The organism is Mesorhizobium kowhaii (assembly GCF_042431665.1).
Lineage (GTDB): Bacteria > Pseudomonadota > Alphaproteobacteria > Rhizobiales > Rhizobiaceae > Mesorhizobium > Mesorhizobium kowhaii.
Genome location: NZ_JBHLYT010000042.1, coordinates 19882 through 43688, shown reverse-complemented (window position 1 = coordinate 43688; position 23807 = coordinate 19882). Strand labels below are relative to the sequence as shown.

Here is a 23807-nt window from a genome sequence, read left to right as displayed (position 1 = left end):
AGATTTCGTAAAGAGAAAAGTGTTGCTCGGCACGCTCGCAATTGCCGGACTGTCGCTAACTCGCGTAGACTTTGTTGATGCTGAGAATCGGCTCCGAGTTACAGTTGAGCGCCTCCGACCTGGTCGGCTACTTGAATTGCGACCACCTGACGGCGCTTGACCTTCAGGTGGCAGACGGCGCGCTCGAAAAGCCGAAGATCTGGGACCCGTTGATCGAGATCCTGCAGCAGCGCGGCGCCGCGCACGAGGCGGCCTATGTCGATCACCTGCGCGCGTCTGGCTTTACGGTCGCGGCCATCGGGGGCAAGGGCATCGATGACGGCTCGGTGGCCGCCACAATCGCGGCGATGCGGGCCGGCGCGCAGATCATCGTGCAGGCCGCGCTGCGCGCGCCACCCTTCACGGGCCGGGCCGACATCCTCCGGCGCGTCGAAAAGCCAAGCGATCTCGGCGCCTGGTCCTATGAAGTCGTCGACACCAAGCTCGCCCGCGAGACCAAGGGCGGGACGGTACTACAGCTCTGCCTCTATTCTGACCTCGTCGGACAAGTGCAGGGCCTCGTGCCAGAATACGCCTACGTTGTCGCGCCCCTGACAGGCTTCGAGCCGGAAGTCTTTCGGATCAGCGACTATGCCGCCTACTACCGCAATGTCCGGGAACGATTCACCGCGTCCTTGAACGGAAACGGCGGCACCTATCCGGAGCCGGTCGCCCACTGCGACATCTGCCGCTGGCGGGGCCGATGCGACGACCAGCGCCATCAGGACGATCACCTCTCCCTCGTAGCCGGGATCACGGCCGTGCAGCGCGGTGAGCTCGCCGGCCACGACGTCGCGACCATGACAGCGCTGGCCGAGCTCCCCCTTCCGCTGCCGTGGAAGCCCGCGCGCGGCGCCGCTTCGTCCTACAATCGCATCCGGGAGCAGGCCCGGATCCAGGTCGAGGGGCGCGCGGCCGGGCAGGTGCTCCATGAAGCGCTGCCGATAGAACCGGGCTTTGGTCTGTGCCGCCTGCCGGAGCCCGACGACGGCGACATCTTCTTCGACCTCGAAGGCGACCCATTCGTCGGCGTTGGCGGCCTCGAATATCTCTTCGGTTGTGCCTTCAAGGACGCGGAGGGCGCGCTTACCTACGTCGCCGACTGGTGTCTCACGCAGGCCGATGAAAAGGCAGCCTTTGAGCGCTTCGTCGATTTCGTCATCGAGCGGCGAGCGCACCATCCCGGCATGCACATTTATCACTACGCGGCCTATGAGGTGGGCGCGCTCAAACGCCTGATGGGGCGCTACGCCACGCGCGAGGACGAGATCGACACGCTGCTGCGCGGGCAGGTCCTGGTCGATCTCTACGCGGTGGTCCGCCACGCCATCCGCGCCAGCGTCGAGAGCTATTCCATCAAGAAGCTGGAGCCGCTCTACGAATTCGTACGCGCGGTATTGCTGCCCGATGCCAACTATGCCTTGAGCAGGGTCCAGGCCCACCTGGAGCTCGGGAATGCAGGCGGCATCAATGCGGATGATCGGGCCGTCGTGGCGGGCTACAACCAAGATGACTGCGTCTCGACGGAGCGGCTTCGGGACTGGCTGGAGGGCCTGCGGACTGGCACGGTCGCCTCAGGCGCGGAGATTCCCCGGCCGGCTCCGCCTGGGGAGGATGCTTCGCCTGATATTACGGCCTGGCAGGCGCGGATCGACGCAGTAGTCGCCGTGCTGACTGATGGCATTCCGGTGGACTCTACGGAGCGCAGCGCCGAGCAGCAGGCGCTCTACATGCTAGCGAACGTGCTCGACTGGCATCGCCGGGAAGAGAAGGCGATCTGGTGGGAATATTTCCGGCTGGCGGCGCTGTCCGCAGACGAGCTGGAGGACGAGCGGGCAGGCATCGCCGGCCTCGAGTTCGTGGATACCGTTGGCGGAACCGCCAAGGCGCCTATCCACCGCTATCGATTTCCCCCGCAGGACGCAGAGTTTCGCGGCGGTGAGGATTTGCGCAGGGTCGGCGGCGAGCGGTTCGGCAAAGTCGAGGGCGTCGACCTGGAGCATCGCTTCATCGACATCAAGAAGCGGGGCGACACTGCCGCTTTTCACCCCGAAGCGATCTTCGCCCATACCTACATCGAAACGGCTGTCCTGGCAGAGTGCCTGGTGCAGATCGGCGAGTACGTGGCCGATCATGGCATCGGCGGTCCCGGTGCCTACAAGGCGGCGCGCGATCTGCTGCTGCGGCTCCCGCCCGATGCCGGCGGCGCGGCGCTGCGCCAGCCGAGCGAGAGCGCGGTCGACGCCGCCTGCCGCCTCGTCCCGGCCTTGCAGGGCGTGCTCGCCATCCAGGGACCGCCTGGCGCGGGCAAGACCCACACCGGCGCCCATGCGATCCTTGCTCTGGTGAGGGCTGGCCTTCGCGTCGGGGTGACCGCCAACAGCCACAAGGTCATTCGCAACCTGCTCGCGAAAGCCGCCGAGGAAGCAGCGAAGGAAGACTTCGACCTGCAGTGCCTGCACAAGGTCACGGATGCCGAAGACAATGTCCCGCACCTCACCTTCACGACGAAGAACCCCGAGGCCCTCGGCGCCTTTGCAAGCGGGTACCACGTCCTCGGCGGTACGGGGTTCCTGTGGGCCCGGCCCGACGCGGCTGGCCTCGTCGACGTGCTGTTCGTGGATGAGGCCGCGCAGATGTCGCTCGCCAATGTGCTTGCCATATCGCCGGCCGCAGCCAGCCTTGTCCTGCTTGGCGATCCGCAGCAGCTTGAGCAGCCGATGCAGGGCTCGCACCCCGAGGGCACGGAGCTCTCGGCCCTCGACCACCTTCTCGGCGGACGGCAGACCATCGCCGAGGACGAGGGCCTGTTCCTCGACCAGACCTGGCGCCTCCACCCCGACATCTGCCGTTTCACCTCCGAGCTGTTCTACGAGAGCCGCCTCCTTCCCCGTCCCGGTCTCGAGACCCAGGCGATCCTGATGGACGGCCCGCTTGGCGGGAGCGGCCTGCGCTATGTCGCGGTGCAGCACAGCGGCAACCAGAATTCGAGCCCGGAGGAGGCTGGCCGTATCCGCAATATTGTGCTGGGGATACTTGCGTCAGGCGCAGGTTGGCGCGACCGCGATGGCAACGAGGCGCCGCTCACCCTGGACGACATCCTGGTTATTGCGCCCTACAACGCGCAGGTCTTTGAAATCCAGGCGCGCCTCCCCGGTGCGAGGGTAGGGACGGTTGACAAGTTCCAGGGCCAAGAGGCGCCCGTCGTGATCTATTCCATCACGACTTCCAGTCATGCCGATGCACCGCGTGGTATGGAGTTCCTCTACAGCGCGAACCGGCTCAATGTCGCCACCTCCCGCGCAAAAGCACTGTGCATTCTCGTGGCCAATCCGGAAGTGTTCGAGCCGGAATGCCGGACGCCGCGCCAGATGCAGCTCGCCAATGGCTTCTGCCGCTATCTCGAAATGGCCGATGCGATCGACCCGTAGGTGCGCAGCGTGGCCCATCCGATAGCATGCGTGGGACGATCAGCTCTGATGGACTGGACGGATAGATAAGTAATATCAGATAGTTGTGGGAGACTGTGTGCAAAAAATGCACACGAAAGTTCTGCTTCTCTTCTATTTTCGATCCTGCGATGAGAAGGCTGTTTAGGCTCCGCTGAGCGCATTTTTGTCGCTCGATACCGCCAATTCCGCGAGTTATTACGCCTGCGTATCCAACGTTCAGCAGCATGCCACTTGGCCATGTTCGATTGATGTTGTTCGAAGCTGGATCACGCCTCCCAATTGGGAGTTCCGCGATGTGCGCCGCCGGATACGTTGCTCCGCACGCCGAAAGCATCCGCGCAGCCCAAGTCCTCGAGAGAGTCATGAAAACATCCGCTCCTTGCAAATGTCACCTTTCCGTCTTGTTCGTGCTGATCCCAAGTCTCTTGGCCGCCGGATCCGGTGTCGCATCAGCAGCTGATCTCTCGGCCAAGGCCTACCAGACAACGCCACCACCGGCGGCGATCTACAACTGGACGGGTTTCTACATCGGTGGCTTCGGTGGCTATGCCAGCGAAATTCCCGGCAACCCGAAGATGGAAGGCGACTTCGCCGGCGGCACCAGGTCAGGGCCATCGCCTGTTCACAATGTCTGAGTTGGAGAGAGCGGCGGACGCGCTTCACGTAGCAAGGAATGACGTGCGCGACGGCGGCTTTGAACGGGTTGGTGGGAAAGAACGCCCCGGCTAGGCAAGAACCGCAGAGATCTGCGCTTTTCGGGGCATAAGTGGCAGAGGGGGAGGAGCCGAAATCCAACCCTCTCCAAGGAATGCGGCGCCCGCCAATGGAGCTTGTCGAGGCCGCGCGCCGCTGGCAGCGTCCCAGATGCTCGCTGAGTGGCTAGCTAGCGCCATCTCGCAAGACCATTTACACCTTTTTCAAAGCGCCTCGACGAATGACTTCACGCTGTCTTCAATCGGGCCAATATCGGACCTATCATTTAGTGCCGCATACACATCGCCGCCGAGGTCTGCTGGCATTTTGGAGCCAGTCTCGCGTACGATGAGAACGTTATGCTTGCCTTTTTGGGCAATGAAGTATCCCGCTTCGAATACGACATTGTCCCTTGGGGCAGCCTTTTCGATCTGCGCAATGTCAGACAGATCGTCATCCTTCGTGAACAGGAAGACGCCAGCGCTGCATTGCGCAGCGGCCCCTTCGATCTGTTCGAGTATCGACCGGCCCGGCCTGAAATCGGTTTGCCAGTCCAATACAGTCGCGCCAAGGCCGACCATGTAGCGCTTCAGATTGGCTGCGGTTCCTTTAGAACTGCCGCAATAACCGAGGAAAATATCTTTCCGCTTTAGAAGTTCAGTCTGCCAGTAGCCGAAGGGGACAGAGAACTCTTTCTGCATTAACCACCTCTGATCCGCCATCGGAGAAAACTGCCCGACATACCCGGCGAAGCCATCATCAAAAACAACACGGCGCGACAGGTTTTCCTGAGCCAAAACGAGTATGGGTAGCCCGAGCGTGCGAGCGAGAGCCCCTTCATAATGGGCATATTCAGTTCCTAACCGGACGGTTTGAACGTCAGGATCAAGAAAAGTCCAGCGCGGCATTCCGATCAGTACGGCTCCAACGCATCGTCTTGCGATCCGCTCTGCATTATTCGCTGTCCATGGCATGCTGGAGGCAAGTCCCGCCTTGCCCCTTGGATTGGTAAATATCTCAGGTGAGTAGCCGAGTTTTTCAATCTCGTCGACAATGCCCCATTTGAGCTCATTGAGGTTGTCAGGCAGCCATTGATCGGCTGGCATGCTGACGTAGATACGGCGTGTGATCGGCATGCGTTTGCTCCAGGGTTCGCGGCGAAAGCGGAGGAAGTGCTACTTGAGACGCCGAGCGCCAGTATGCACCAGTGGGAAGTAGCTGGGCAACCAAGCCCCTTTTGCGCGCCTGAGGCACATCTGGCGTAAATGGGACGAGCCGACGCTGACGGCCTGCCCTCACGAGCTCCGGCAACTGAAACGTGCCTCGGGATGTGATGATGACGACCGGCCTGCCACGGCCTGGCAGCGGCCCGTCGCGTTGTTCAGCGCTTTCTGCCGGCGCTCGCCGGGCGAGATCCCACTGGTCGCGCCTCAAGAGAGCAGCGAATGATTGCGCAGGCAGTTTACGCTGTCATCGCGGATGCTCCGCTCCAACTGGTCCATCTTGCCCTGAGCTCCCGCGACGTGGAATCGTAGTAGTAGTTCACTTTGAATAGGTGCAATGTACTGTCTAGCAAATCCGACCCGCAACGCAATTCGAGCTTACGGAAGAAATGGCCGCCAGACCTAGTGGAAATGCTAGTTCAGATCGGCTCAGGGAGGTTGCCGCATGAAGATCGCCACATTCGGAAGTTGGATTGGTAAAGATGATCGCGCGTGGAAAACATTTGGTGAGCGCGAGCAATTTGAGGTGGCTTGCCGAGAGATCGGTGAACGGATAGCTGAGTTGGGGCATGCAATCATCGTGGGTAGCGAGAACAATAACACAGCAGACAGGCATATCGCCGATAGCTATTTGGAAACCTGCGTGACGAGAAAATTAGTAGGATCGATAATTGTGCTTCGACCCTTCCGCGAATGTCGCAACTATGCTGAGCGCAGCCGGAGTCACCCGGGATACTTCCAATTTGTCGATCGCAGCAATCTCCGGTCCGAGGGAATGAAAGCCCTAGCGGTCAAAGAGGCAGATGTCGTGCTTACTATCGGCGGTGCGGATGGAACCTATATGGCCGGCCTCGGCGCTGCGTTGGGCAAGAAGCCACTCATTCCCGTTGGGTCATTTGGAGGTGCTTCCAACGACCTCATAAGCGCTCTGAGAGAACTCTGAGGAAATGTGGGGCTTAACACCGAGTTGGATACTCTTGGCGGCCCGTGGAGCCGACATCTGCTGGATTCTGCATTTCGCAGCGAAGGCATTAGTCGGAACGAGAAACCCCTAACAATACTGTTGATCCACGGCCGAAGTCCCGACTGGCAGGATGTCAGACACTGGCTGTCCGACACGATGATGGTCAACGTCGTTGTAATGAAAGATGAATTTGGTGACGGCAGAGCATTGCCTGAGAAATTCGAGCAGCTTGCCGAAGGCGCGGACGGTGCAATCGGCCTCGCCACACCGGATGATGTCGGTGCCTTCGCTGCCCAGTCTGCCGATGGATTGGCGCTACGGGCCCGCGAGAATGTCTGGATTGAGTATGGATGGTTCTGGGGGCGGCTAGGACGAAGTCGGGTCATGCTTCTTCATAAGGGAGGCGTCCAAGTTCCGTCTGACTTGGACGGTCTTGAATTCTATTCGTACCATAGCGCCCCAAGCGAGCGTTTTGAAAAAGTACGCATGTTCTTGGATATTCTTCGTAGTAGACGCCCTATGCATCGGTAGGGCGAACTTTCGAACGCCACGATCGATAGTCGCTGGCCGCACCGGCGTCGCGCCACGCGGTCAGGCGGTTGTCAAGCATCGAGCCCCGCGGCTGCCATCAAGCCGCTACAAACTTGTCTGCACCTAAGATATCGTCAAACGAACTGCAACCAATTGATCAAGCCTTGCCGAATTTGGCGATCCAGCTGCTGTTCTCGGTGGAGAAGATAGTCTCGCACCGCTCGACGAAGCTCGACCAGTCGGACGACGGCATGGCGAATACCGAAGGCGCCTGGCTGAGTTCGTGGCCGAGCCTGCGGGAAGCCGCGCGGAAGGTCGCAACGAGAAAGTCGTAACGCGAGGCTTCGATATGGGCGAGGATGGCACCGCCGATCGTGGTCAACACCGCTGTCAACGCCACAAAATCGAACGAAAAGCCGAAGAGATCGGTTTTTCCCGCCACGCCGACAACCGCTGTGACGATCGCGGCGACCAGGGACAACGTGAATTCGATCCAGCGAAGTGACTTCGCTAAGCCGCCGTATTTGGCAGCTCGGTCGTTGTACCATTTGATTTGGCTGTGGACGCGCTTTTGGACGTATTCGTCTGGAGATTGGAAGGCCGCGGTGGGCGCGGAGCCCGGGCCTTCTTCACGCTCCAGCAGTCCGATCAGGTCGTCGATGTCGTTTGCAATCTCCTCCCGCTCAGCGTTGAAGCGCCCCTTCGCCTGCGCGGGATCGTCATAGGGCGCTGTTGATGCTGCATATTTGTAAATCTCGCGCTTCAGGGCCTCCGAAGCCGCGCGGATCCGCGTCCAGGCAGCGACCTGGGTGCCCCCGAGCAGTCGGGCACTCAGGAAGCTGACGACGCCGAGGAGTACGGCACTGCCAACGGCGAGGGACAGACGCAGATGATCCTGGGCCGGTGGCTGGGGTGCTTGGATCTGGCTGGCGACCGCTGCGAGCAGGGCAGCGACCGCAGACAATGCAAGGGCGATCCAGCGTGTGCGATCGATCGTCAGCTTGAGCCGGTTGGCGGTTCTGGACCAAGTTGACTGCAACACGGAGGCTGAAGCGAGAGGCTCCATAACGATGTTTCCCTTCCCAGCCGATCGGCAACGGCTGATCGCGTTGATGATCCCGAAGGTCATCGCCGCAGCTTTGCGTCAATCGTTGTAAGGGATATCGGCAAGGCACGTTTGTAAAGGCCTTTCCGTTGCTTCATGCCATGGCTGGCGCATTAACGCATTGCTTGGTGACAAAAGCCGGTGCTTCTTGGTGATTTGATAGACATCAGGCTTGGAATTGGAGGGAAGCCAAGCCGCCTGAAGCGCTGAAACGTCTTCAAATACTCATTGCGATTAGCTCGAGGGCATACGACATTGCTATGCATCATAACTTCCTTCATTTTCTGCCGAGTTTGGCAGTAAATTGGGCGGCCCTGAACGATGAGCGGAATTTTCATCAGCCATACACATTCGGATAGGGCTCTCGCCGATGCGATCCGCATTGCTACGCAAGCACTGTTCGGCGAGAGGATCACAGTTCACTATTCGACGAACAAGGAACTTGAGGGCGGCATCAGGCCAGGCGAAGACTGGTTTCGCTGGATTGGTGATCGCGTTCGGGAATCTGATGTGGCATTCATCCTTCTGACCCCATCTTCGATCCAGAAGCCTTGGCTGTTATGGGAAGCGGGCGCGGTGGCCGGAGTGGCATTGGCGGGCGAGACGGAAAACCAACGGAAGCTTCGTCCAATTACCTACAAGCTCAAGGGATCGGAACTCCCAACCGTTTTTGGGCGCGAACAGGTCTCGGACGGGCTCAACCTTGCTGATATAAAGCGGCTCTTCGAAGATCTTATCAGCAATTTTTCTGATGGGATCTCTACAACAGCGATGATCAGAGTCGCTCAGATGGTTCCACAAATCTGCGCGGATTATCTTTCCAAAGCCGAGGCCGCGCTGAAGATGGCGCCCATCCTGGTCACAGAGGCTGCGGTGCAGGAGTGGTTGGAAAGGATCGAGCGGCTAGAGCGATCTAGTCGTTTTTCGGAGATCGAGGAATTGCACGACTGGCTGAATCTCGCCTTCGGACGCGATAATTCGGCGGGGCAAAGACCGCTCGATCTCCGCATCCATCGGCGCCTTGGTGAACTGTACGCTCGCGCCGGTCGCGCGGAGCGGGCGGCGATGGAATTCGAGCTAGCTCGTCAGATGGCCCCTCGCGACGTGTATGTATTGCGCCGGCTAGGCAAGGCGTACCTCGACCAGCGGCGGCTCGACAACGCCGGCGAACTTCTCGATGCGATCAGCGAGCTCGACAGCAGGGCCTTTGTGCGCAATGCCGAAAATGCGGCACTCAAGGCACGCTGGCATACGGCGCAGGGGGGCCATGCTGCTGCGATCGACATTCTGAAGGCAGCGGCGGAAAACAATCCGGATTCCTACTACGTTTTTGACCTGCTGGGTCAGGCCCAACTCGAGGATGGTCGGCTCGACGACGCTAAATTGACCTATCGGTCGGTCCTGGCATTTCTCTCAAAGCTTCGCGATCGTAACATCTGGACGGCCGCTACCGGTTTCAACGCGTCATTGCTGCTCGATGACGGGGAGAGGATGCGCGAGTTCGTGGGCGAACTTAAAGACTTTGGTCCCACTTCGGAGGAAGTGACTAGCATCATTCGCGGCGCTGAGAAAATTGCAGAGGCGCTCGGCAACGCTGACGACGCCCTTGCAATGTTAAAGAAGGCGCTCCGAAGCTAGTCAAAAAGCGAGCCATTCGTAGCGCCTCTGCTCACCATCATATCGTTTTACGCTTACCAAACGAGTACCCACACCCCATCCGTCCAAAAGCTTTATTTCCATCTCTGGAGCCCGCTGTGGGATTTACACTAAGCGGACCAGCTAGAACTTTCGACCGACGCGCATCGTGGTTGGTACGTTCGCCAACTGAGCTTCGACGTTGGCTTTCTCTTTGTGCTGCATTTCGCAATCCACTGTGAGACAACCGTATGCTATGACTGCATTCAATGGCTCTCGATCGAGCCGTGCTGCAGGCAGCTTTGTGAAGACGGAGGACTCGCCCGAGACGATCTTCGTCTCTTAACTCAAGTGTCTATCTAGAAATAAACACCCAGACGTGGATGATCAGGCTGCGCGACGTCTTCTCGTGACTTAATCGCGAAATTGCCATGCCCCGGTTCAGTTCCTGACAGTACCGAATTTAGGATCAGAGCAACCCTTCCGGCGGCCGCCCTTTGTGATTGTCCGGTGGGGTCCTGTGAATCTCTGAAATATTCGATACGCAGGTTACCGGCCGTCAGATTTTCGCGTGTTAGATCTAACTTAAAGTGTGCTTGCTCAATTGCGTCTTTCGCACTTGGTAGGAATCGAGCAGAGAACTCATCGCTCGGATCGTAATGTATTGACACTGTAAAAGCTGCATTTGCCGGATCCGCTATAGCCGAAGAAATCGCATTTCCTGTACTAAGCCTGTTGATAATTTCCAATTGCTGCCTTATTTGTTCCTGTGCACGTCTCAACTCTTCCTCTGCAGCCTGTGCGCGCCTATTCATCTCCACCGAACTGACTTGCGCCATTTCCAAGTTAGCTTGGGCCCTTTGCAAGTTTAACTGGAAAAAAAGAAGCAAGACCGTAAACGCTACAAACGTTAGTGATACCGCAACCGCAAAAGTGCGTGGGGTACTAAAAGCGTATGCAGTTCGTCCAACGGCAGCTCTCAACCTATCCGGAAAGCTGGCTCTGTCCGGAGGTTGATTCGCGACACGCGGCTTTGCGGTTGCGTCGGCTTCGAACTCGGCCAGCGCCAGCTTGCGCTCGGTCTCGGGCAATGGCCCCGCCTTCGCCACCGCGCCGTCGGTGAGATATCCGCTCAGGCGCTCCATCGCGGGCAAGGTCGACGCGGTAATCGAGGCGCGCTCCTCGAACAGGGTGAGCTTCTCCGCATAGGCGTAGCGCGCGAAGTAGGGGACCTCCATAAGGTACCAGTAATCCGTCGCGTCGACCCGGCTATCGAGCAACGGCCGGAAGACGCCCGCCGCGTAGGTCTTCATGCGATTGAGCAACGGCGTCTCGCTGGCGTCGATACGCATCGGCACCGGGAAGATGCGGATGTCGGGACGCTGCTTCCGCACCGATTGGGCGACGGCCAGCGCGCCCTTGATGCTCTGGTAGTTGAGCGTGAAACAGACCACCAGAATGTCCGGCATATGAACGGTGCAAATGCCCGACGTATCGCTCACGCCTGTTCGACTATCGATCAGCACGTAGTCATATGCGGCGAACTTGCGTTTGGCGGCGTCGAAGAAGGCGCCGCCGCCGAGCATTTCGTAGAAATTGTGCCAATCGAAATGATTCACTCGCTTGGCGTAGTCGGCGCCCTGCCGGCCGGCGGGCACGAAATCGATCTCGCCCTTGTGGTCCGCACCGAGTCCTATCGCCTCGCCTGATGGCCAGCGCAGTTTTTGACGCCATTTAGAAAAATCCGCTTGCGCGTCATACCACGCGCTGTCGCGCTTCTCGCCAGGCTTTGGCGGTGTCGCGGCGCGTACGGCGAAATCGATCGCCATGTCGATGACGCCCTGCGACTGCTGTCCGTTCAACTCCTTGTCGCTTAGAAACGGCTGAAAATAGCGATGCAGGCCCGGTGCCTCGAGGTCCCAGTCGATCGTCAGCACGCGCTTGCCGGCGCTCGCCAGAACCCATGCGATGTTAGCCAGCGCCATCGAGCGGCCGGTGCCGCCTTTGTAGGAGTAAAAAGTAATGACGCGGCTCATTCAGCCCCCCCGGGACCGCCGACCGACGGCAGGCTGGGAAAATCGGTCGCATTAGCGGCGACATTCGACGCATGAGGATTGTTGACCACGGTGATCCTGAGCTGCTCAAGCGCCTCGGCAACGGTCTTGCTGAAATTCTCGCGCATCAAGCTGTTAAACGACCCGGGTGTCTCGATGATCTGGAAATGCGGCCGGGCGCGGGAGGCGAAGTAAGGAAACAGCCCCTCGATTCTTTTGCGAAGATCGGTCGGGCAAGGGCCGTTCACTAATATGACGATCGCGAAATTTGAATGCTCAGGACGATCGTAGTCGTGGACGCGGGCGTGCAGACCGTCAAGATCCAGATTGGCCCCGTCGACAAACAGGACCACGACATTGTTGCGCTGGCGTAGCGTCTGCAGACGAGCCAGCAGGCCGGCATCCGCCAAGTCGAACGCGAGCTCGGAGGCCTCCATGTCCCTGCCTTTCGCAACGGCCGCAGCGAGGTACAACATGGCCTGGTCCTCGGGAGGCGACCATGGCCATGCGCTCCAGAGCGTCGACGACGGATAGATGAAAGTGACCGCATCAGGACCCGCCGGCGTGCCGGGCGTGTCGAACTTCGGCAAAGGCAGCGGCGGCGGAAGAAAGGCACTGCGCACCGCGAGCATTTGCGGGCGCTGAGCCAGCGGCGCCAGTGGGGTCAGGTCAATAGCATCGCGCACCCGGACGGCGATCTGATCAGCGACCCTGTTGAGGTCCTGAACCTGTCCCTGATCGCCGAGGTCCCAGACTCCCGTAGTGTCCGGATCTAGGCTGACATCCTTGTACTGAATGTCAGGAAGCGTCTTGGGAATCCGGAACGGGACCGGCTGCCACACCACCGGAATGATGTTCGCCGGTTTCTGCCCAGCGTTGGTGCGGATGTAGTTGCGGCGCCGGTCGAGAAACACCTGCATCTCCTTACCGCAATACTCGCTCTGGAAATAGGCGGGCGAATACAGGCACACGAGAGTATGGGCGGTGCGCAGCGCCTCAGCGAGCGTATCGGGCCATTCCTGTCCGGGCTGGATGTCGGTACGATCGACGAATCCGGACCTCCCGGTCCATTGGTCCACGCGCTGAACGAGCCGCTGAAGAAATGCCTCGAAATGCGAATCGGGTTGCTGTGTGGCTCCGACCTTTGCGTCCTTGCGCGCATAGCTCAGGAAAAATGGAAGCGTTTCAGGCATCGCGGCGAATGCTACGTCATGCCACTATAGAAGTCAAAAGCGGCGGCCGCGCGCCAATGACAAGCCCGTCGAGCATTTTTCTCTAGTTTCGGGGAAGTTTTGCCGTGAGCCTTGGGATCGTTGCTTCGTATGAGAGCGCCGACTACATTCACCCGTCGCACTGCGTTGTTCAGAGCCCGTCAAGTTGGACAGCCGCTTTAGGCCGCAGCGACCGGTACTCTCTCTCTTGAAGGGCTGTCGGACGCTCTCTCGTCCGATCTATATGACCATCATCGGGGGCATGTTGAAGGCAATGTCAATTTAACTTCATTGGCCAAATTCACTAGAGAAAATTCCTCTCTCTGCGCATCAGTCAGATCACGCGTCACGACATGGCAAACGACATTCAGTATTGAGTCTCTATTATTTTCAGAATCATTTATCGAAGATTTCGCCCAGGTTGAATCTTCCGTTGGTCGAAATTCGCCCCGGGCCCAGATAACAAGGGCACCATCAATGATAGACCCGATAATTCGTCCCCCCATACCCTCGGCTACCTGCGCAATATGATCAGTCACGGGAAAGCGGAAAAGTGAACTTCCGTCAGCAGTCAAAACTCCGGGGTCACTTGGATCGACGTAAGCGCTGAAGAAGACACCTGCTTGAGAGCCAAAAATCATCCCGCCAGCAATACCCGCGTATTCATGAACATCTCCAACTGCAAGTGGTCCATAGTCATCTGACCTATCCCAGCTAGGATAGCCGTCAAAGCCGTTGAGGTCTCGAAGATCGAGGTATCTCGTATGTCCACGTTCATCGGCAAGGTCACGAATTGCCTTGTCAGATGGCCAATTCAGTCTTTCCCCGTTGTTCGAATATATCTCGAAGCTACGGTTTCCATTGTTTATCGCGACGAACGCTCCGTCGTTAGAGAAGGTCACGCCCCCCGCGACCGGCGTTTCGAAATTCTGTCTTTTGGTTAATCCTTGCGAAAGATCTCTAAATGCCAACGAAGCACTTCCATCAATGGAATTGAGGGTAACAACGATTCGATTCGTTGGATGCAAAGCGAATTCCTCGTCTCCGAGATCTTTGATGGGTGTCCATCCCGAACTGGTTTTCGTAGTCAACCAGAACGACGACGGATCGGGCGGATTGGCTACTCTAATGGCCACGTTGGACGCTCGAACATCCACACTACAATTTGAACCGTCGCGTCGGGTAGATCGTTTTGGCGGGACAAGGGAGAGGGACGACATGTCGTTCAGATCAATGATGGCAATTGAACCATCAGCGTTCAAAAATGACCGGAATCGAGGAGTTTCGGTAGAGCACTCCGTTTTTGGATCGGCCGACAAAGTTGTGGGAGAAGAGGAGCCATCGAGCAGCGAAAGTGTCTCCATGGTGCCATCTGTCCAAATGATCCGCATGGAGTTACGTTCCAAAGGCCACATTTGTTTGAGCACGTGCTCTCCTAAAGGCTTTCGCCATAGCTCGTTCCCGTTTGCGATAGATCGGGCCGATATACTTCCATCTTGAATGAGAACGACGGTTGCTTCATCGCTCGAAAACGCGAAGTCACTCACATTTTGAAAGATTCGAATTTCACGGAGTTGATCGTAGGCTTCCACGGCCGCTTTTGCGGCCGGTTCAGTTGCTTCGGCGGGAACGGCAGCAGGAACGTCGCGCAAGCCCTCAATTGCAAGAAGCAGCGCTGTCATAGCATCGCCCTTTTGCAGTTGAATTGCGCTTTGTCCTGCTAAAAGTAGAGCGCTTGATCTAACTGCTCGATTCCTCTGTTCCTGGGCGATTGTCGTTTGTTGCCCAGCGTTTATCATTTCCAACGCCGCGGCCAGCGCAGCAATCGCAAGCAGGATGGCCAAACCGGCGGCCCATCTTAGTCTATACCTTGCCAGCGCTGCGTTCTTCTGTGCGTCCTCGCGCCCGACCTCTGCGTCTTTGCGACTCTCCTCTGCCTCGTGCTGTCTCCTCTCGGCCTCTTCTCGGCTAACCTCTGCTTCTTTACGGCTAGCCTCCGCCTCCTGTCGTCTCTCCTCGGCCTCCGCCCGACTTGCCTCGGCCTCCTTTCGCTTGTCTTCCGCCTCCTGTCTCAGTCGGCGCTCAGTCTCCCGGGCCTCTTCATCCTTACGGTTGGCCTCGTCATGCTGCCCGACGCTGTCTCCGACGAAGACCTGCTCTTCCTTTGACAGCCAGTCGGTGTGGTTGGCGAGGAGCGCGCTGAAGATTTCGAGATCGGCGCCGGTGGCGAGGAACCCGGCACGCTTGTCGGTCGGTGCAGCCGCCCAGTCGCGAGCCTTATCCATCAGCCGGGCGAGGCGGCGCATGTTGAGCGAGTTGGCGCGGATCCAGGTCTGCCACCAGGGCCATTGAGTGACGAGTTGCTCGTGGCAGATCTCAATTGTGGTTTCGTCAGAAGTCAGCTCGTTTGCTTTTGCCGAACCTGCCTCGGCGCTTTTGTCGCCACCTCCCGTAAGCACTAGGCGCGAGAAGGTGTCGTCAGCCAGCTTCTTGATCAGGTTCTGATGCGCTTCGTCGAACTCCACTATGCGGGCAACGCGGCGGGTGGCACCGCCCGTGTCGCCGAGCGTGATGAGCCGAACCAGAACCGCTTCTAGAAGCCGCTGCTCGTTGGGACTGAGCTTGTTGGTACGCACGTCCTCCGCCGCATGGGCGAGAGCCCCCTGGACCTTGCCGATGGCAATATAGGTATCGATAAGGTCGTCCCCATGTGCCCTGCGGTTCAGCCAGGTCTCATAGAGGGCCATCTGAACAAGAGCGAGATCGCCCGGCCGGTCACTGACGTCGCTGCGGATCTGAGAGACCAGCGCCGCATGCTCGGCGCCCTTGATATGTCCGGCAAGCTTCAGCGGTTCAGAGACGATCGCCTTCAGCCCTTCCGGCGTGACCTGCTTAAGACGGAACTGCGCCGCCTCCGTCTGTAAGAGGGCAAATAGGGCCGCATGGCCCGAGCATAGATTGAAGTAATCGTTGCGGATGGTCAGAACCACCCGGAAGCCGAGCGTCGCTCCCGGCATCACCAGGCTCAACAACCAGTCGAGGAACGGCGTGCGTTGATCCTCCGGCGTCTGCGTGAACAACTCCTCGAACTGGTCGATAATCAGAAGCGTCTCGGTCGTCTGAGCCGGCAAGCCGCACTGAAGGGCATAGGCCATCTCCGTTGGCTTGGCCGGGTCTATCGATTCTCGCAGGTGTGTCTTCTCCACCAGCAGCAGCCCTAGCTTTTCTGCTGCCGCCGTCACCGCCGTGCGCAGCCTTTCTATCGGCGAGGTTCCCGGCCGCATCACCACGACATGCCAGATCCGTCCGTCCGGCTCGAGACCCTGCTCACTGCGGAAGGCACCACCTCGGAAGCGCGGGATCAGCCCCGCCTGCACCAGAGACGACTTGCCCGAGCCGCTGTCGGCCACCACCGCCACAAGACGACTCCGGCGTAGCTTCGTTACCAGATCATCGAGCTCGGCCTTGCGTCCGAAGAAGCGGTCCGCATCCGCTTCCGTCATCGCCCTGAGCCCGATAAACGGCTCGGCCAGAAGCTTGATCTTCCAGTCGATCGCCCTGTCCTGGCCACCCAGCACAGATGTCAGGAGCTTCGTCATCTCGGCCGGATCACAAAGCGGATCACGTACGGCGTGATACTGGGCCGCAAAGGGCGGCAAGCCCGACGATGAGATCTTGGCGGCCAGCACCGGAATGAAGGGGAAGCGATCATTCCCGACCGCCCGCGACAGCCCCAGCCGAACCTCACTCTCGACCCAATTCACCACCCCTTTCGAGCCGACATAGACGGCGAAGGCGGTGCAGCCCTTAGTCAGCACCGCCTCGAGTTGGCTCTGCCACGTCTGCCCCGGCTGAAGGTCGTCCTTGTCGAACCAGACCTTGAGCCCCGCCTCCCGGCCCGATGAGCTCTCCTCCAGCCGTCGCTTCAGCTCGCGCGCCTCTTCGGTGTCGATGCCCGAATGGCTCAGAAACAGAAGATACCTCGGCCCAAAGGAGGTCGCTCCACCCACAATGCTGTCAAAGCTATCAGCCATGGACTGTCCTACCCTGCCAACCTCACTCCCACACGAGTTCCGACAGCGTGACGAGAGCCGTCACGGTACGTTTTGTAAACGGCAGCGTCGCATATCGTGGTGAGAAATCTAGTCTCTGAATACATGAGGCCTGACAATGCCTCGATCACTGACGCAGCGTCTCAGGGAAAGGCGGCCGCCCACTCAACCCAGCGGCCAGCCGGTGTCGGCCACCACTCGAGGCGTGATGACCGCCGGTAGGTAGTAGGAAGACCCCCAGGCCATGATCTGGGTCAAGCCGGGCACGGTCATGATGAGACCGTGCTTCGGTGCGCTGGCTGCTTGCGACGGCGAAGTGACACGGCGACGCCCGCAGCCGCAACCGCCCTTGCCAACAGCTTTCGCTTCCGCGTCGGCAACGCAGCGGGCGTCCATTTCTTTTGGCGCCGAGCCGCCACAACAGACTTTCGAGGCGGCAGAGATTGAGGAAATCAATCTGGTGGTTGTGCAGACCTCGGTGTCGGGCAGCGCGAGATGCACCACGTTGGCGGATGCCAGGTCCCCCGGCAATAGCCACCACCAGCGAGGGGCCTCCTCGTAGCCGATCAGCACCAGGAACGTCGGCGCGCCCGGCCGCAACTTTTGATACCGATTGTATAGAAGCCAGGCTCTCGATGCGATCTGCGATGACCATGGGGCAGTATCGATCCAGTCACCACTGAAGAAACGAACTTGCACCGTATGCTTGGCCTTGTCCGTGAGCCCCTTTTTAGCTTCGTCGTCGCCCGCGCATGTGCCCACAGTCGACGACGGTCTAAATGCAAGAATTACATGACCGGATATCTTGGCAGGTGCTGGTGTCGAACAAGGCGTCTGTAATGAGGTCAGGCCCATAGGCAACGAAACTAAGAAGGACCTCCTCGAGCCATAGTCTCTCGGGTGCCTGCAATCTAAATTATCGTTCTGGGTCGTAGTTTTTTGTGCACAGAGAGCGTCGGGCGTTGCATTGCGGATCGAATCGGCGCGGTAATGCCTATTATTTCGTCGTCTTTGTCCGCGGCGGCGAAGCATTTGCTTTGCAAATTAAAAGTGCGACCACAGAGGGACGGAATGATACGGCTTCTCAACCGCACGCAAAGAATTCGTTCGATCTTGACAGTGCTGCCGATCATATTTGCCAGCTCGTGTACGACGGACCCTGACTCTTCGATGGTCCTTCGGGCCGATCGGGTGAAGGCTGCAGCTAGCAACAGGGCCGACGTGGTAGCTTCGATAGTCCAGTACTCAGGCCTCCCGGAAAGGCCGGGTCTGGAATCGCCTGAGTGGAAACTGGTCGTCCTGGGGGGCTACGACTATGTCGACGAGGACCTTTGCAAACCCTTTTTGAACAACCTGTTTGTTGCCGAACGGAATTTGCGCGCCACACGCAACCAGATCTCAGATGTTGGCACGGCGGCCATGGCCATAATGTCGATCGCAGGGACATCATTGGAAGCGATAGGTTATGTCGCTGCCTCCCTTGGCCTGGCCAAATCGACTATAGACAACTACCAAATCGTTCGTCTGGTAGATCTTGGACCATCACGCGTTCTGCAACTGGTGAACCGGGCTCAGTCTGCCTATAGAGAGCAGACGATAAGACGCGCCGGCGAGTACACCAATCAGGTGTCGGCCATGAATGCGGTCGCCGGATACCTCGATCTTTGCCGCGTGCCTACGATCGTATCGCTGATCGACAAGGCAGTCGACAATACTAACTTTGTCGCCGATACCTCGAGCAACTTGGCTGCGCCGCAGCTTCTAACCGTGGGCGGCATGCAAGTTTCCCCGAATGCGGTTCTGAGAGAGAACGAGCGAGGGCAGGCAAGTTTCGTACCGAAAAGCCCCGAAGCACCCGTCGTCGTAGTGCCGAGAGGAAACAAGAAGATCAGCGGAGCAATAACCAATTTCGAAAGGCAAATCGATCTATCGGACGGCAAGCTCATCCAGCAGGCGCTTTGCGTGCCGGATGACGGAGATTTCGGCGGTCTGGAGAGTAAGACAAGGCTAGCAATAGCGCAGTTCAAGCTTGCTTGGGCCAACACCGTCACAATACCGAGCGGTGATGCTCCGAGAACCATCAATAGTCCAGATCAGCGCCTGGCTATCTTGTCGAAGGGATCGCAGGCGCTTTGCAATACGTGGCACAACCATACCTTTGAGATGTTCCTCTTTCCAGAAGCTCAGAACGTCCGCGAGTTCAAGGAAAGCCTTATATCGATAATGAACGAGGAGAAAATTTCTCCCGATTTGGTGGCAAAGATCGAAAAAGATGATCAATTCGGACCAAATTTGCGTGAAGCGATCAAGGCTTTCCAGAAAAGCAAGAACTTGCCGCTTACAGGAATAGTGGATGACAAGACCTATGAGCTGATAGTGGGGGCACGTTCATGACGACCGCAATTGCGAAGTTTGCGTTCTTTCTTAGATCGGCTCCTGGTGGCCAGCTTACCGATCATCGTGTTCTTGCCGAAACAGAATTGACGGTACTCGGCGAGGCGAAGTCTGCAGACGGCAAGCAGTGGTTCAATGTTGACGACCATGGCACAGCCGGGTGGACGCGTCCGGACAATCTGCGTGGAACGGCGCTCGTCCGCTCGATAGGTGAAAAGGAACTCGCGGCCGCAAGCGTCGCCGTTGCGAAAGACCTCCAGACGAACGCCGGCTACTTGTTGGCGGTCGCCCACGTGGAGAGCCGGGAGGACTGGCGAAACGGAGTCATAACGGCGAATGTGGACGACAAAGGCGCCTTTGCGCCCTATCGCTTCACGAAAGATAGCTGGAAAGTGATCGCGGAAACCGACACAGGGCGGGAATTGGGATTGCGTGAAGCGGGACTTAGCTTCCCCGATCAGCAATCACTCGCGGTGGGATTTAGGAGCAAGCAGGATGCCGAGGTTCTTGCAAAAAGGCTGGAACGCTTCGTCACATCGCTAGACCTTTATCTGGCCCACATCTTCGGTGTGACGGCTGCGATTGCGCTTAGAGAGCCTTCTGCGCAGGATAAGAAGTTAAGCGACCAGTTGGGCAAGCTTGGCCTCAGCGCAAGCGAGTTGCAGGACCTCTTGGCCAATCGTGGGTTTCTGACCTTGAATGCGGGCGCCGACGCAGTTGTGGCCACGCTCTTGGAGCGTTGTAGGGTCGCGCTGCAGGCAGGTTTGGATCGGGCGGCAACGCTCCTGCGCGATTTTTCGATCGAGCTGCCCGAAAGTTCCGATGCCAGTTTCAACGATATCCCCGCCGACTTCAAAGGTGTGGTGATCAAGGTCGAGCCTGACGACGTCGATGCGCTTGGTCGCTTGTGCAGCGAGGAGGTTGGGATCTTCAAGAAGTTTGGGGAACAGGTGCTTACCGACGGGGTGGGCGCAGTCGTCGACACAGTGATAAACCGGATTGTCGATAACTCCACCGAATTCGAGAACACCATCCAGGCGGTCATTGACGAAAGGTCTCAGTTTTCACCAGTATTGGCGACACCAAACAAAACCTGGCGCGAGCTGCCGCGTTCTGAGGGTGTGTCCGCGATCGTCGACGCGCATCTGAAACGGCGCGCTTTGGGGGGCTCAAGCGTCGTTTTGGGCGCGATGCATTTCTTCAATCCTCACGCATCAAACCCGGACTGGGGGCCAGAGGTAAAGGCCCATCCGACATTTATAGGCGGCAATCCCGATACCGACTTTGTGCACTATCACGGCTTTCCGAAAAAACCGGACGGATCCTTCTACAAGCCCCCGGGATCCTACGTGATCTTTCATGCGGGCAGGGGCCATGCATTCAACGGCGATGGTTCTGCAATGGCCGCTCTGTCAGCGCCGATGGTCGACGACGACGTAACCAAGCTTCTGCGCGAACATATCGCCAATGGCAAGATTCGCTTCCAGCCTCCGAAAGACAAGCTCAGGGGCATGCTGCTCGGCACCGGAAACGATGGTTCGGCAACTCCACTTCTCCGGCGGCTGGTTCTTCATCTGGCAAGCGTTGTCGATACATTCATCGAAATAAGTTCGATCGTTCGGCCTGGCGGCGGCAGCTTCCATCAAACGGGGCAAGCCGTGGACATTGGCAATGAGGATGTTGCGGGGTCCCTGTTGCCGAAGGTCGCAATACAATCAGTTGTGAATCGTTTCGAGATCGACGAGATCATCTTCGATTCCCGCAAAATTGGCAGCAAGACGAATCGATACAACTTCAATGAGGGCCAGCCCTTCGCTTTTGACGAAGCTACAATCAACGAGCATGGAAATCATATACATTTTGCAGTTAAGGTTTAGGAGCGAAATCCCTTAGTCACTTGCATGAGGTGCCTGGAAACATAGCTTTAGGTGGACTCAGGCTTTGCGTGCGACTGGCTTGTCAAACCCGCGCACGTGGCAGTAGTCTGATAATTAACGTAGGAAAAACTTACGACCTGAAGCGCAGTGGCTGCGTTTCGATCCCGGATGGTTCCGGATAGCGTGAAGCAAGCTGAACTCCTGCGATTGCTCAAGAGGCGCATGTGGCAACTTTTGGGTGGACTTCATTGACATGATCCAGTGAAGGAGACTTGGGACAATGGCCGCTGGGGAGAGGCTCGACGTGGTCAACGGTGACAGTTCAGAAGATGCGACATTCGGCCGTTTAAGAGAACGCGCCCTTGCCGTATTGCTGGCTGGCGTATCTGACGAAGAGCGCGCCAACATTGAGCAGTTCGTTCGCAAACTCGATGAGAACGCACTCAGTGCGGCCGAGGCGCAGAAAGTTCTGAAAGCTATCGTGTCGCAGTCGCAGGCACTGGTCCCTGGCACGCCAGCCCCGGGACGGTGGAGAGTGGGGCTCGACATATTGCAGTCGCCGCCGTTCTATTTTTTCTTTGGATGTCTGCTTCTCGCCCTGGCCTTTTTGACATCGCAAGAAGGGCTGAATACCTCGCTGACGTTCCTTGTGGCAATGCTGGGCGTGGCAATCCTGTTGTATGGCACAGGGTCGCAGGCCGTCGGAACCTTTGGACCGAACCCGGAACTGGCGGCGCGGTTGCTTCAGGCTCGCGAGGAGGAAAAGCCTTCTGCGAAAAAGCTTGTGGAACCCGCTGAGGGGGACGAGGCTCCTCAGCCCAAGGCGCCTGACCCACCGCCAGGTGCGCTCCCGACGGCGATTTCCCCCGGCGCGGCGAACCTGGTGGTCGCCGGCGGCGCGGCTGTGCTGACGGCATTCTTCGGTTGGGGGGTGATCACCTACCAGAATCAGATTCGGCAAGTCTTCCGGGACTATGATCAATACACCAGGGTCAGGCTTGAGTTCTGCGACGCTGCGGTGAGCGAATGCACCGATCCCAACGTGCTTGACAATGTCGCTCTCAAGGCGCCGGAGCCGGGCCGGTCGGAGTTGACGGATGAAACGCTGCGAAAAATTGTCCAGAGCGCCTATCTCGAGACCGGGCTTGGCGAGCGCGCTTACGGCAAAGCGGACGACAACGGGTTGGAGTTCATTGTATTCGACCGTGACCTGGGAGATAGCGGCAGAATCAAGCTTCACGGAGCCTCAGCGGAACAGGGTAACACCAAGTACGCAGCCGACCTCAGCTACTTCAGCTTCCGCGACCTTGCCGGCAACGGTGAGCAAAACGACCAATGCCTCGTTCGTGTGTCGCAGGATTCCTGTCTTTTCATCATAACGGTAAGGGATGCGGTCGACGTCAATCGAGTGCCCCGCGTCGTTATTCGCGCGGTGCTTAGTGCTCAATCGCTAGTGGTTCAAAGCGAGGACCCGGTGGTACCACGATGAAAATTTGCAAGATAGCGATCTGCCTGTCGATGGCGCTGATGCTGTGCACAGGCCTCGCGCGCGGGCAGACCGTGAGCGGCCAGCCGCCGCTCTCGGACGAGGCGCTTGCAGGCTGGTTGACCACCTTTAAGGAAATCAACAACGAGAGCTCTACCGGTGGACTTAACCTGGCGCTTGTAACGCACCTCAGTGCCCTTAATGACTGGATCCGTACACAGGACGACATCCGCCGGTTCAGGGAGTGGAAGAACGACGACGAGATCGTGCGCGGACTCATTCCACTGGCCGCCGGGTTGAGGTCGGAGACCCGTAGCCCGGCAACATTGGTCCTTGGCAACGTAGTCGACAATACCAACGTATGTTATGTAATCGCCTATCTTGCCAATACGCCTGACGTAGGCGCGGACGGCCAGTACAATCTGCTGCAGGTGATCCGGCAAGTAGCGGGCTACGCTTTCAGCGATACCGCGGCCTGGATCCAAGAACTGGTCGAGTTGAAGGAAGGGCAGCTCAAGGCCCAGTCGGATGTCGAGAATACCGCGCGATTGCTCGACCGCATAAAGGATGCCCTCGGCAAGCGGACAAACGGTCAGCTGTTGACCCTGCGCAGCTTCAATGAGCCGAGCTTCAAGGGGTGTGTTGCCGAGCTGCCCGCCGCGTTTACCGGCGAGCAGGACGTTGCGCCTCTCTTCCAGGAGACGATAGCCGATCTCACCACAGACCTGATCCGGCAGCGATTGTTCAGCGATCAGCGGCGAGAGTATGCCACTCATCTAGCGATGCTCTATGACAAATCCGATGAGCCCGGCCGAGCGGCACTCGTGAAAGCCGTTGTCGATGCGATCATCCCTCAGAAAGAGGATCCGGAACGACGCTATCGGGTCAACCTCTATGTCGCGGTGGCGTTCACCCGTATGGCATCTGGAGCCTTGAAAGATCCGGTACACCAACAGGCGCTTCTGGCGCTCAGGCAGAGCGTTGAGTACCGCGACGATCCGACCTTTGCGCAGAATGTCAACCAGGCGATCGCAAAGCAGGGATTATAGTGGCTCGACGCAATCAGTCTGGATGAGACATCTTGTGCCGCA

15 protein-coding genes are annotated in these 23807 nt (G+C 58.3%); 9 read left to right on the top strand and 6 right to left on the bottom strand.

Annotated elements, in window-relative coordinates:
- Window positions 1-104 precede the first annotated feature (104 nt).
- Complete coding sequence (locus ACFFNA_RS23865) at window positions 105-3470, top strand: TM0106 family RecB-like putative nuclease (protein WP_378922070.1); 3366 nt, start codon at window positions 105-107, stop codon at window positions 3468-3470.
- Between the two features lie 383 nt (window positions 3471-3853).
- Window positions 3854-4126 carry a hypothetical protein gene (locus ACFFNA_RS23860; protein ID WP_378922068.1) on the top strand — a complete coding sequence of 91 codons (273 nt, stop codon included), beginning with the start codon at window positions 3854-3856 and terminating at the stop codon, window positions 4124-4126.
- A 282-nt stretch (window positions 4127-4408) separates the two neighbouring features.
- On the opposite strand, the gene ACFFNA_RS23855 is transcribed toward ACFFNA_RS23860, so the two are convergent.
- Window positions 4409-5320, bottom strand: a complete 912-nt coding sequence (locus tag ACFFNA_RS23855; RefSeq protein WP_378922066.1) for a nucleotide-binding protein — start codon at window positions 5318-5320, stop codon at window positions 4409-4411.
- A gap of 532 nt (window positions 5321-5852) precedes the next feature.
- On the opposite strand from ACFFNA_RS23855, the gene ACFFNA_RS23850 reads away from it, so the two are divergent.
- Both ACFFNA_RS23850 and ACFFNA_RS23845 read left to right on the top strand, forming a co-directional pair.
- Window positions 5853-6350 carry a hypothetical protein gene (locus ACFFNA_RS23850; protein ID WP_378922065.1) on the top strand — a complete coding sequence of 166 codons (498 nt, stop codon included), beginning with the start codon at window positions 5853-5855 and terminating at the stop codon, window positions 6348-6350.
- A 6-nt stretch (window positions 6351-6356) separates the two neighbouring features.
- Window positions 6357-6902: a TIR domain-containing protein gene (locus ACFFNA_RS23845; protein WP_378922063.1), complete on the top strand. Its 546-nt coding sequence runs from the start codon at window positions 6357-6359 to the stop codon at window positions 6900-6902.
- Window positions 6903-7059: 157 nt separating this feature from the next.
- Here ACFFNA_RS23845 and ACFFNA_RS23840 read toward each other — a convergent pair whose 3' ends face one another.
- Window positions 7060-8031, bottom strand: coding sequence for a DUF4231 domain-containing protein (locus tag ACFFNA_RS23840; protein WP_378922061.1), 972 nt, complete (start codon window positions 8029-8031; stop codon window positions 7060-7062).
- A 297-nt stretch (window positions 8032-8328) separates the two neighbouring features.
- Here ACFFNA_RS23840 and ACFFNA_RS23835 point away from each other — a divergent pair, with 297 nt between their 5' ends.
- A complete protein-coding gene (locus tag ACFFNA_RS23835) occupies window positions 8329-9645 on the top strand; it encodes a TIR domain-containing protein (RefSeq protein ID WP_378922059.1) in 1317 nt (438 codons plus the stop codon).
- A 356-nt stretch (window positions 9646-10001) separates the two neighbouring features.
- On the opposite strand, the gene ACFFNA_RS23830 is transcribed toward ACFFNA_RS23835, so the two are convergent.
- The 4 genes from ACFFNA_RS23830 to ACFFNA_RS23815 all read right to left on the bottom strand — a co-directional run bounded on the left by ACFFNA_RS23830 (window position 10002) and on the right by ACFFNA_RS23815 (window position 17814).
- Complete coding sequence (locus ACFFNA_RS23830; RefSeq protein ID WP_378922057.1) at window positions 10002-11678, bottom strand: KGGVGR-motif variant AAA ATPase; 1677 nt, start codon at window positions 11676-11678, stop codon at window positions 10002-10004.
- Window positions 11675-12889 carry a TIR domain-containing protein gene (locus tag ACFFNA_RS23825; RefSeq protein ID WP_378922055.1) on the bottom strand — a complete coding sequence of 405 codons (1215 nt, stop codon included), beginning with the start codon at window positions 12887-12889 and terminating at the stop codon, window positions 11675-11677. Before ACFFNA_RS23825 ends, ACFFNA_RS23830 begins: the two co-directional genes overlap by 4 nt.
- 269 nt (window positions 12890-13158) lie before the next feature.
- On the bottom strand, window positions 13159-16941 hold the full coding sequence (locus ACFFNA_RS23820; protein ID WP_378922053.1) for an nSTAND1 domain-containing NTPase: 3783 nt from the start codon (window positions 16939-16941) through the stop codon (window positions 13159-13161).
- A gap of 183 nt (window positions 16942-17124) precedes the next feature.
- Window positions 17125-17814, bottom strand: a complete 690-nt coding sequence (locus tag ACFFNA_RS23815; RefSeq protein WP_378922051.1) for a hypothetical protein — start codon at window positions 17812-17814, stop codon at window positions 17125-17127.
- Window positions 17815-18030: 216 nt separating this feature from the next.
- Here ACFFNA_RS23815 and ACFFNA_RS23810 point away from each other — a divergent pair, with 216 nt between their 5' ends.
- From ACFFNA_RS23810 to ACFFNA_RS23795, 4 genes are all read left to right on the top strand, one after another.
- On the top strand, window positions 18031-19353 hold the full coding sequence (locus ACFFNA_RS23810; RefSeq protein ID WP_378922049.1) for a peptidoglycan-binding domain-containing protein: 1323 nt from the start codon (window positions 18031-18033) through the stop codon (window positions 19351-19353).
- Window positions 19350-21230, top strand: a complete 1881-nt coding sequence (locus tag ACFFNA_RS23805) for a cell wall hydrolase (RefSeq protein ID WP_378922047.1) — start codon at window positions 19350-19352, stop codon at window positions 21228-21230. Before ACFFNA_RS23810 ends, ACFFNA_RS23805 begins: the two co-directional genes overlap by 4 nt.
- A 280-nt stretch (window positions 21231-21510) precedes the next feature.
- Window positions 21511-22719, top strand: a complete 1209-nt coding sequence (locus tag ACFFNA_RS23800) for a hypothetical protein (RefSeq protein ID WP_378922045.1) — start codon at window positions 21511-21513, stop codon at window positions 22717-22719.
- The gene (locus ACFFNA_RS23795; protein ID WP_378922043.1) at window positions 22716-23765 is read left to right on the top strand and encodes a hypothetical protein; all 1050 of its coding nucleotides are present in this window, start codon (window positions 22716-22718) and stop codon (window positions 23763-23765) included. The genes ACFFNA_RS23800 and ACFFNA_RS23795 overlap by 4 nt, the downstream gene beginning before the upstream one ends.
- Window positions 23766-23807: the final 42 nt, after the last annotated feature.

Coding starts and splice junctions, on each gene's coding strand:
- ACFFNA_RS23850 (WP_378922065.1), top strand. CDS start 5,853: ATGAAGATCGCCACATTCGGAAGTTGGATTGGTAAAGATGATCGCGCG.
- ACFFNA_RS23820 (WP_378922053.1), bottom strand. CDS start 16,941: ATGGCTGATAGCTTTGACAGCATTGTGGGTGGAGCGACCTCCTTTGGG.
- ACFFNA_RS23795 (WP_378922043.1), top strand. CDS start 22,716: ATGAAAATTTGCAAGATAGCGATCTGCCTGTCGATGGCGCTGATGCTG.
- ACFFNA_RS23855 (WP_378922066.1), bottom strand. CDS start 5,320: ATGCCGATCACACGCCGTATCTACGTCAGCATGCCAGCCGATCAATGG.
- ACFFNA_RS23810 (WP_378922049.1), top strand. CDS start 18,031: ATGATACGGCTTCTCAACCGCACGCAAAGAATTCGTTCGATCTTGACA.
- ACFFNA_RS23825 (WP_378922055.1), bottom strand. CDS start 12,889: ATGCCTGAAACGCTTCCATTTTTCCTGAGCTATGCGCGCAAGGACGCA.
- ACFFNA_RS23800 (WP_378922045.1), top strand. CDS start 21,511: ATGGCCGCTGGGGAGAGGCTCGACGTGGTCAACGGTGACAGTTCAGAA.
- ACFFNA_RS23835 (WP_378922059.1), top strand. CDS start 8,329: ATGAGCGGAATTTTCATCAGCCATACACATTCGGATAGGGCTCTCGCC.
- ACFFNA_RS23840 (WP_378922061.1), bottom strand. CDS start 8,031: ATGACCTTCGGGATCATCAACGCGATCAGCCGTTGCCGATCGGCTGGG.
- ACFFNA_RS23830 (WP_378922057.1), bottom strand. CDS start 11,678: ATGAGCCGCGTCATTACTTTTTACTCCTACAAAGGCGGCACCGGCCGC.
- ACFFNA_RS23815 (WP_378922051.1), bottom strand. CDS start 17,814: ATGGGCCTGACCTCATTACAGACGCCTTGTTCGACACCAGCACCTGCC.
- ACFFNA_RS23805 (WP_378922047.1), top strand. CDS start 19,350: ATGACGACCGCAATTGCGAAGTTTGCGTTCTTTCTTAGATCGGCTCCT.
- ACFFNA_RS23860 (WP_378922068.1), top strand. CDS start 3,854: ATGAAAACATCCGCTCCTTGCAAATGTCACCTTTCCGTCTTGTTCGTG.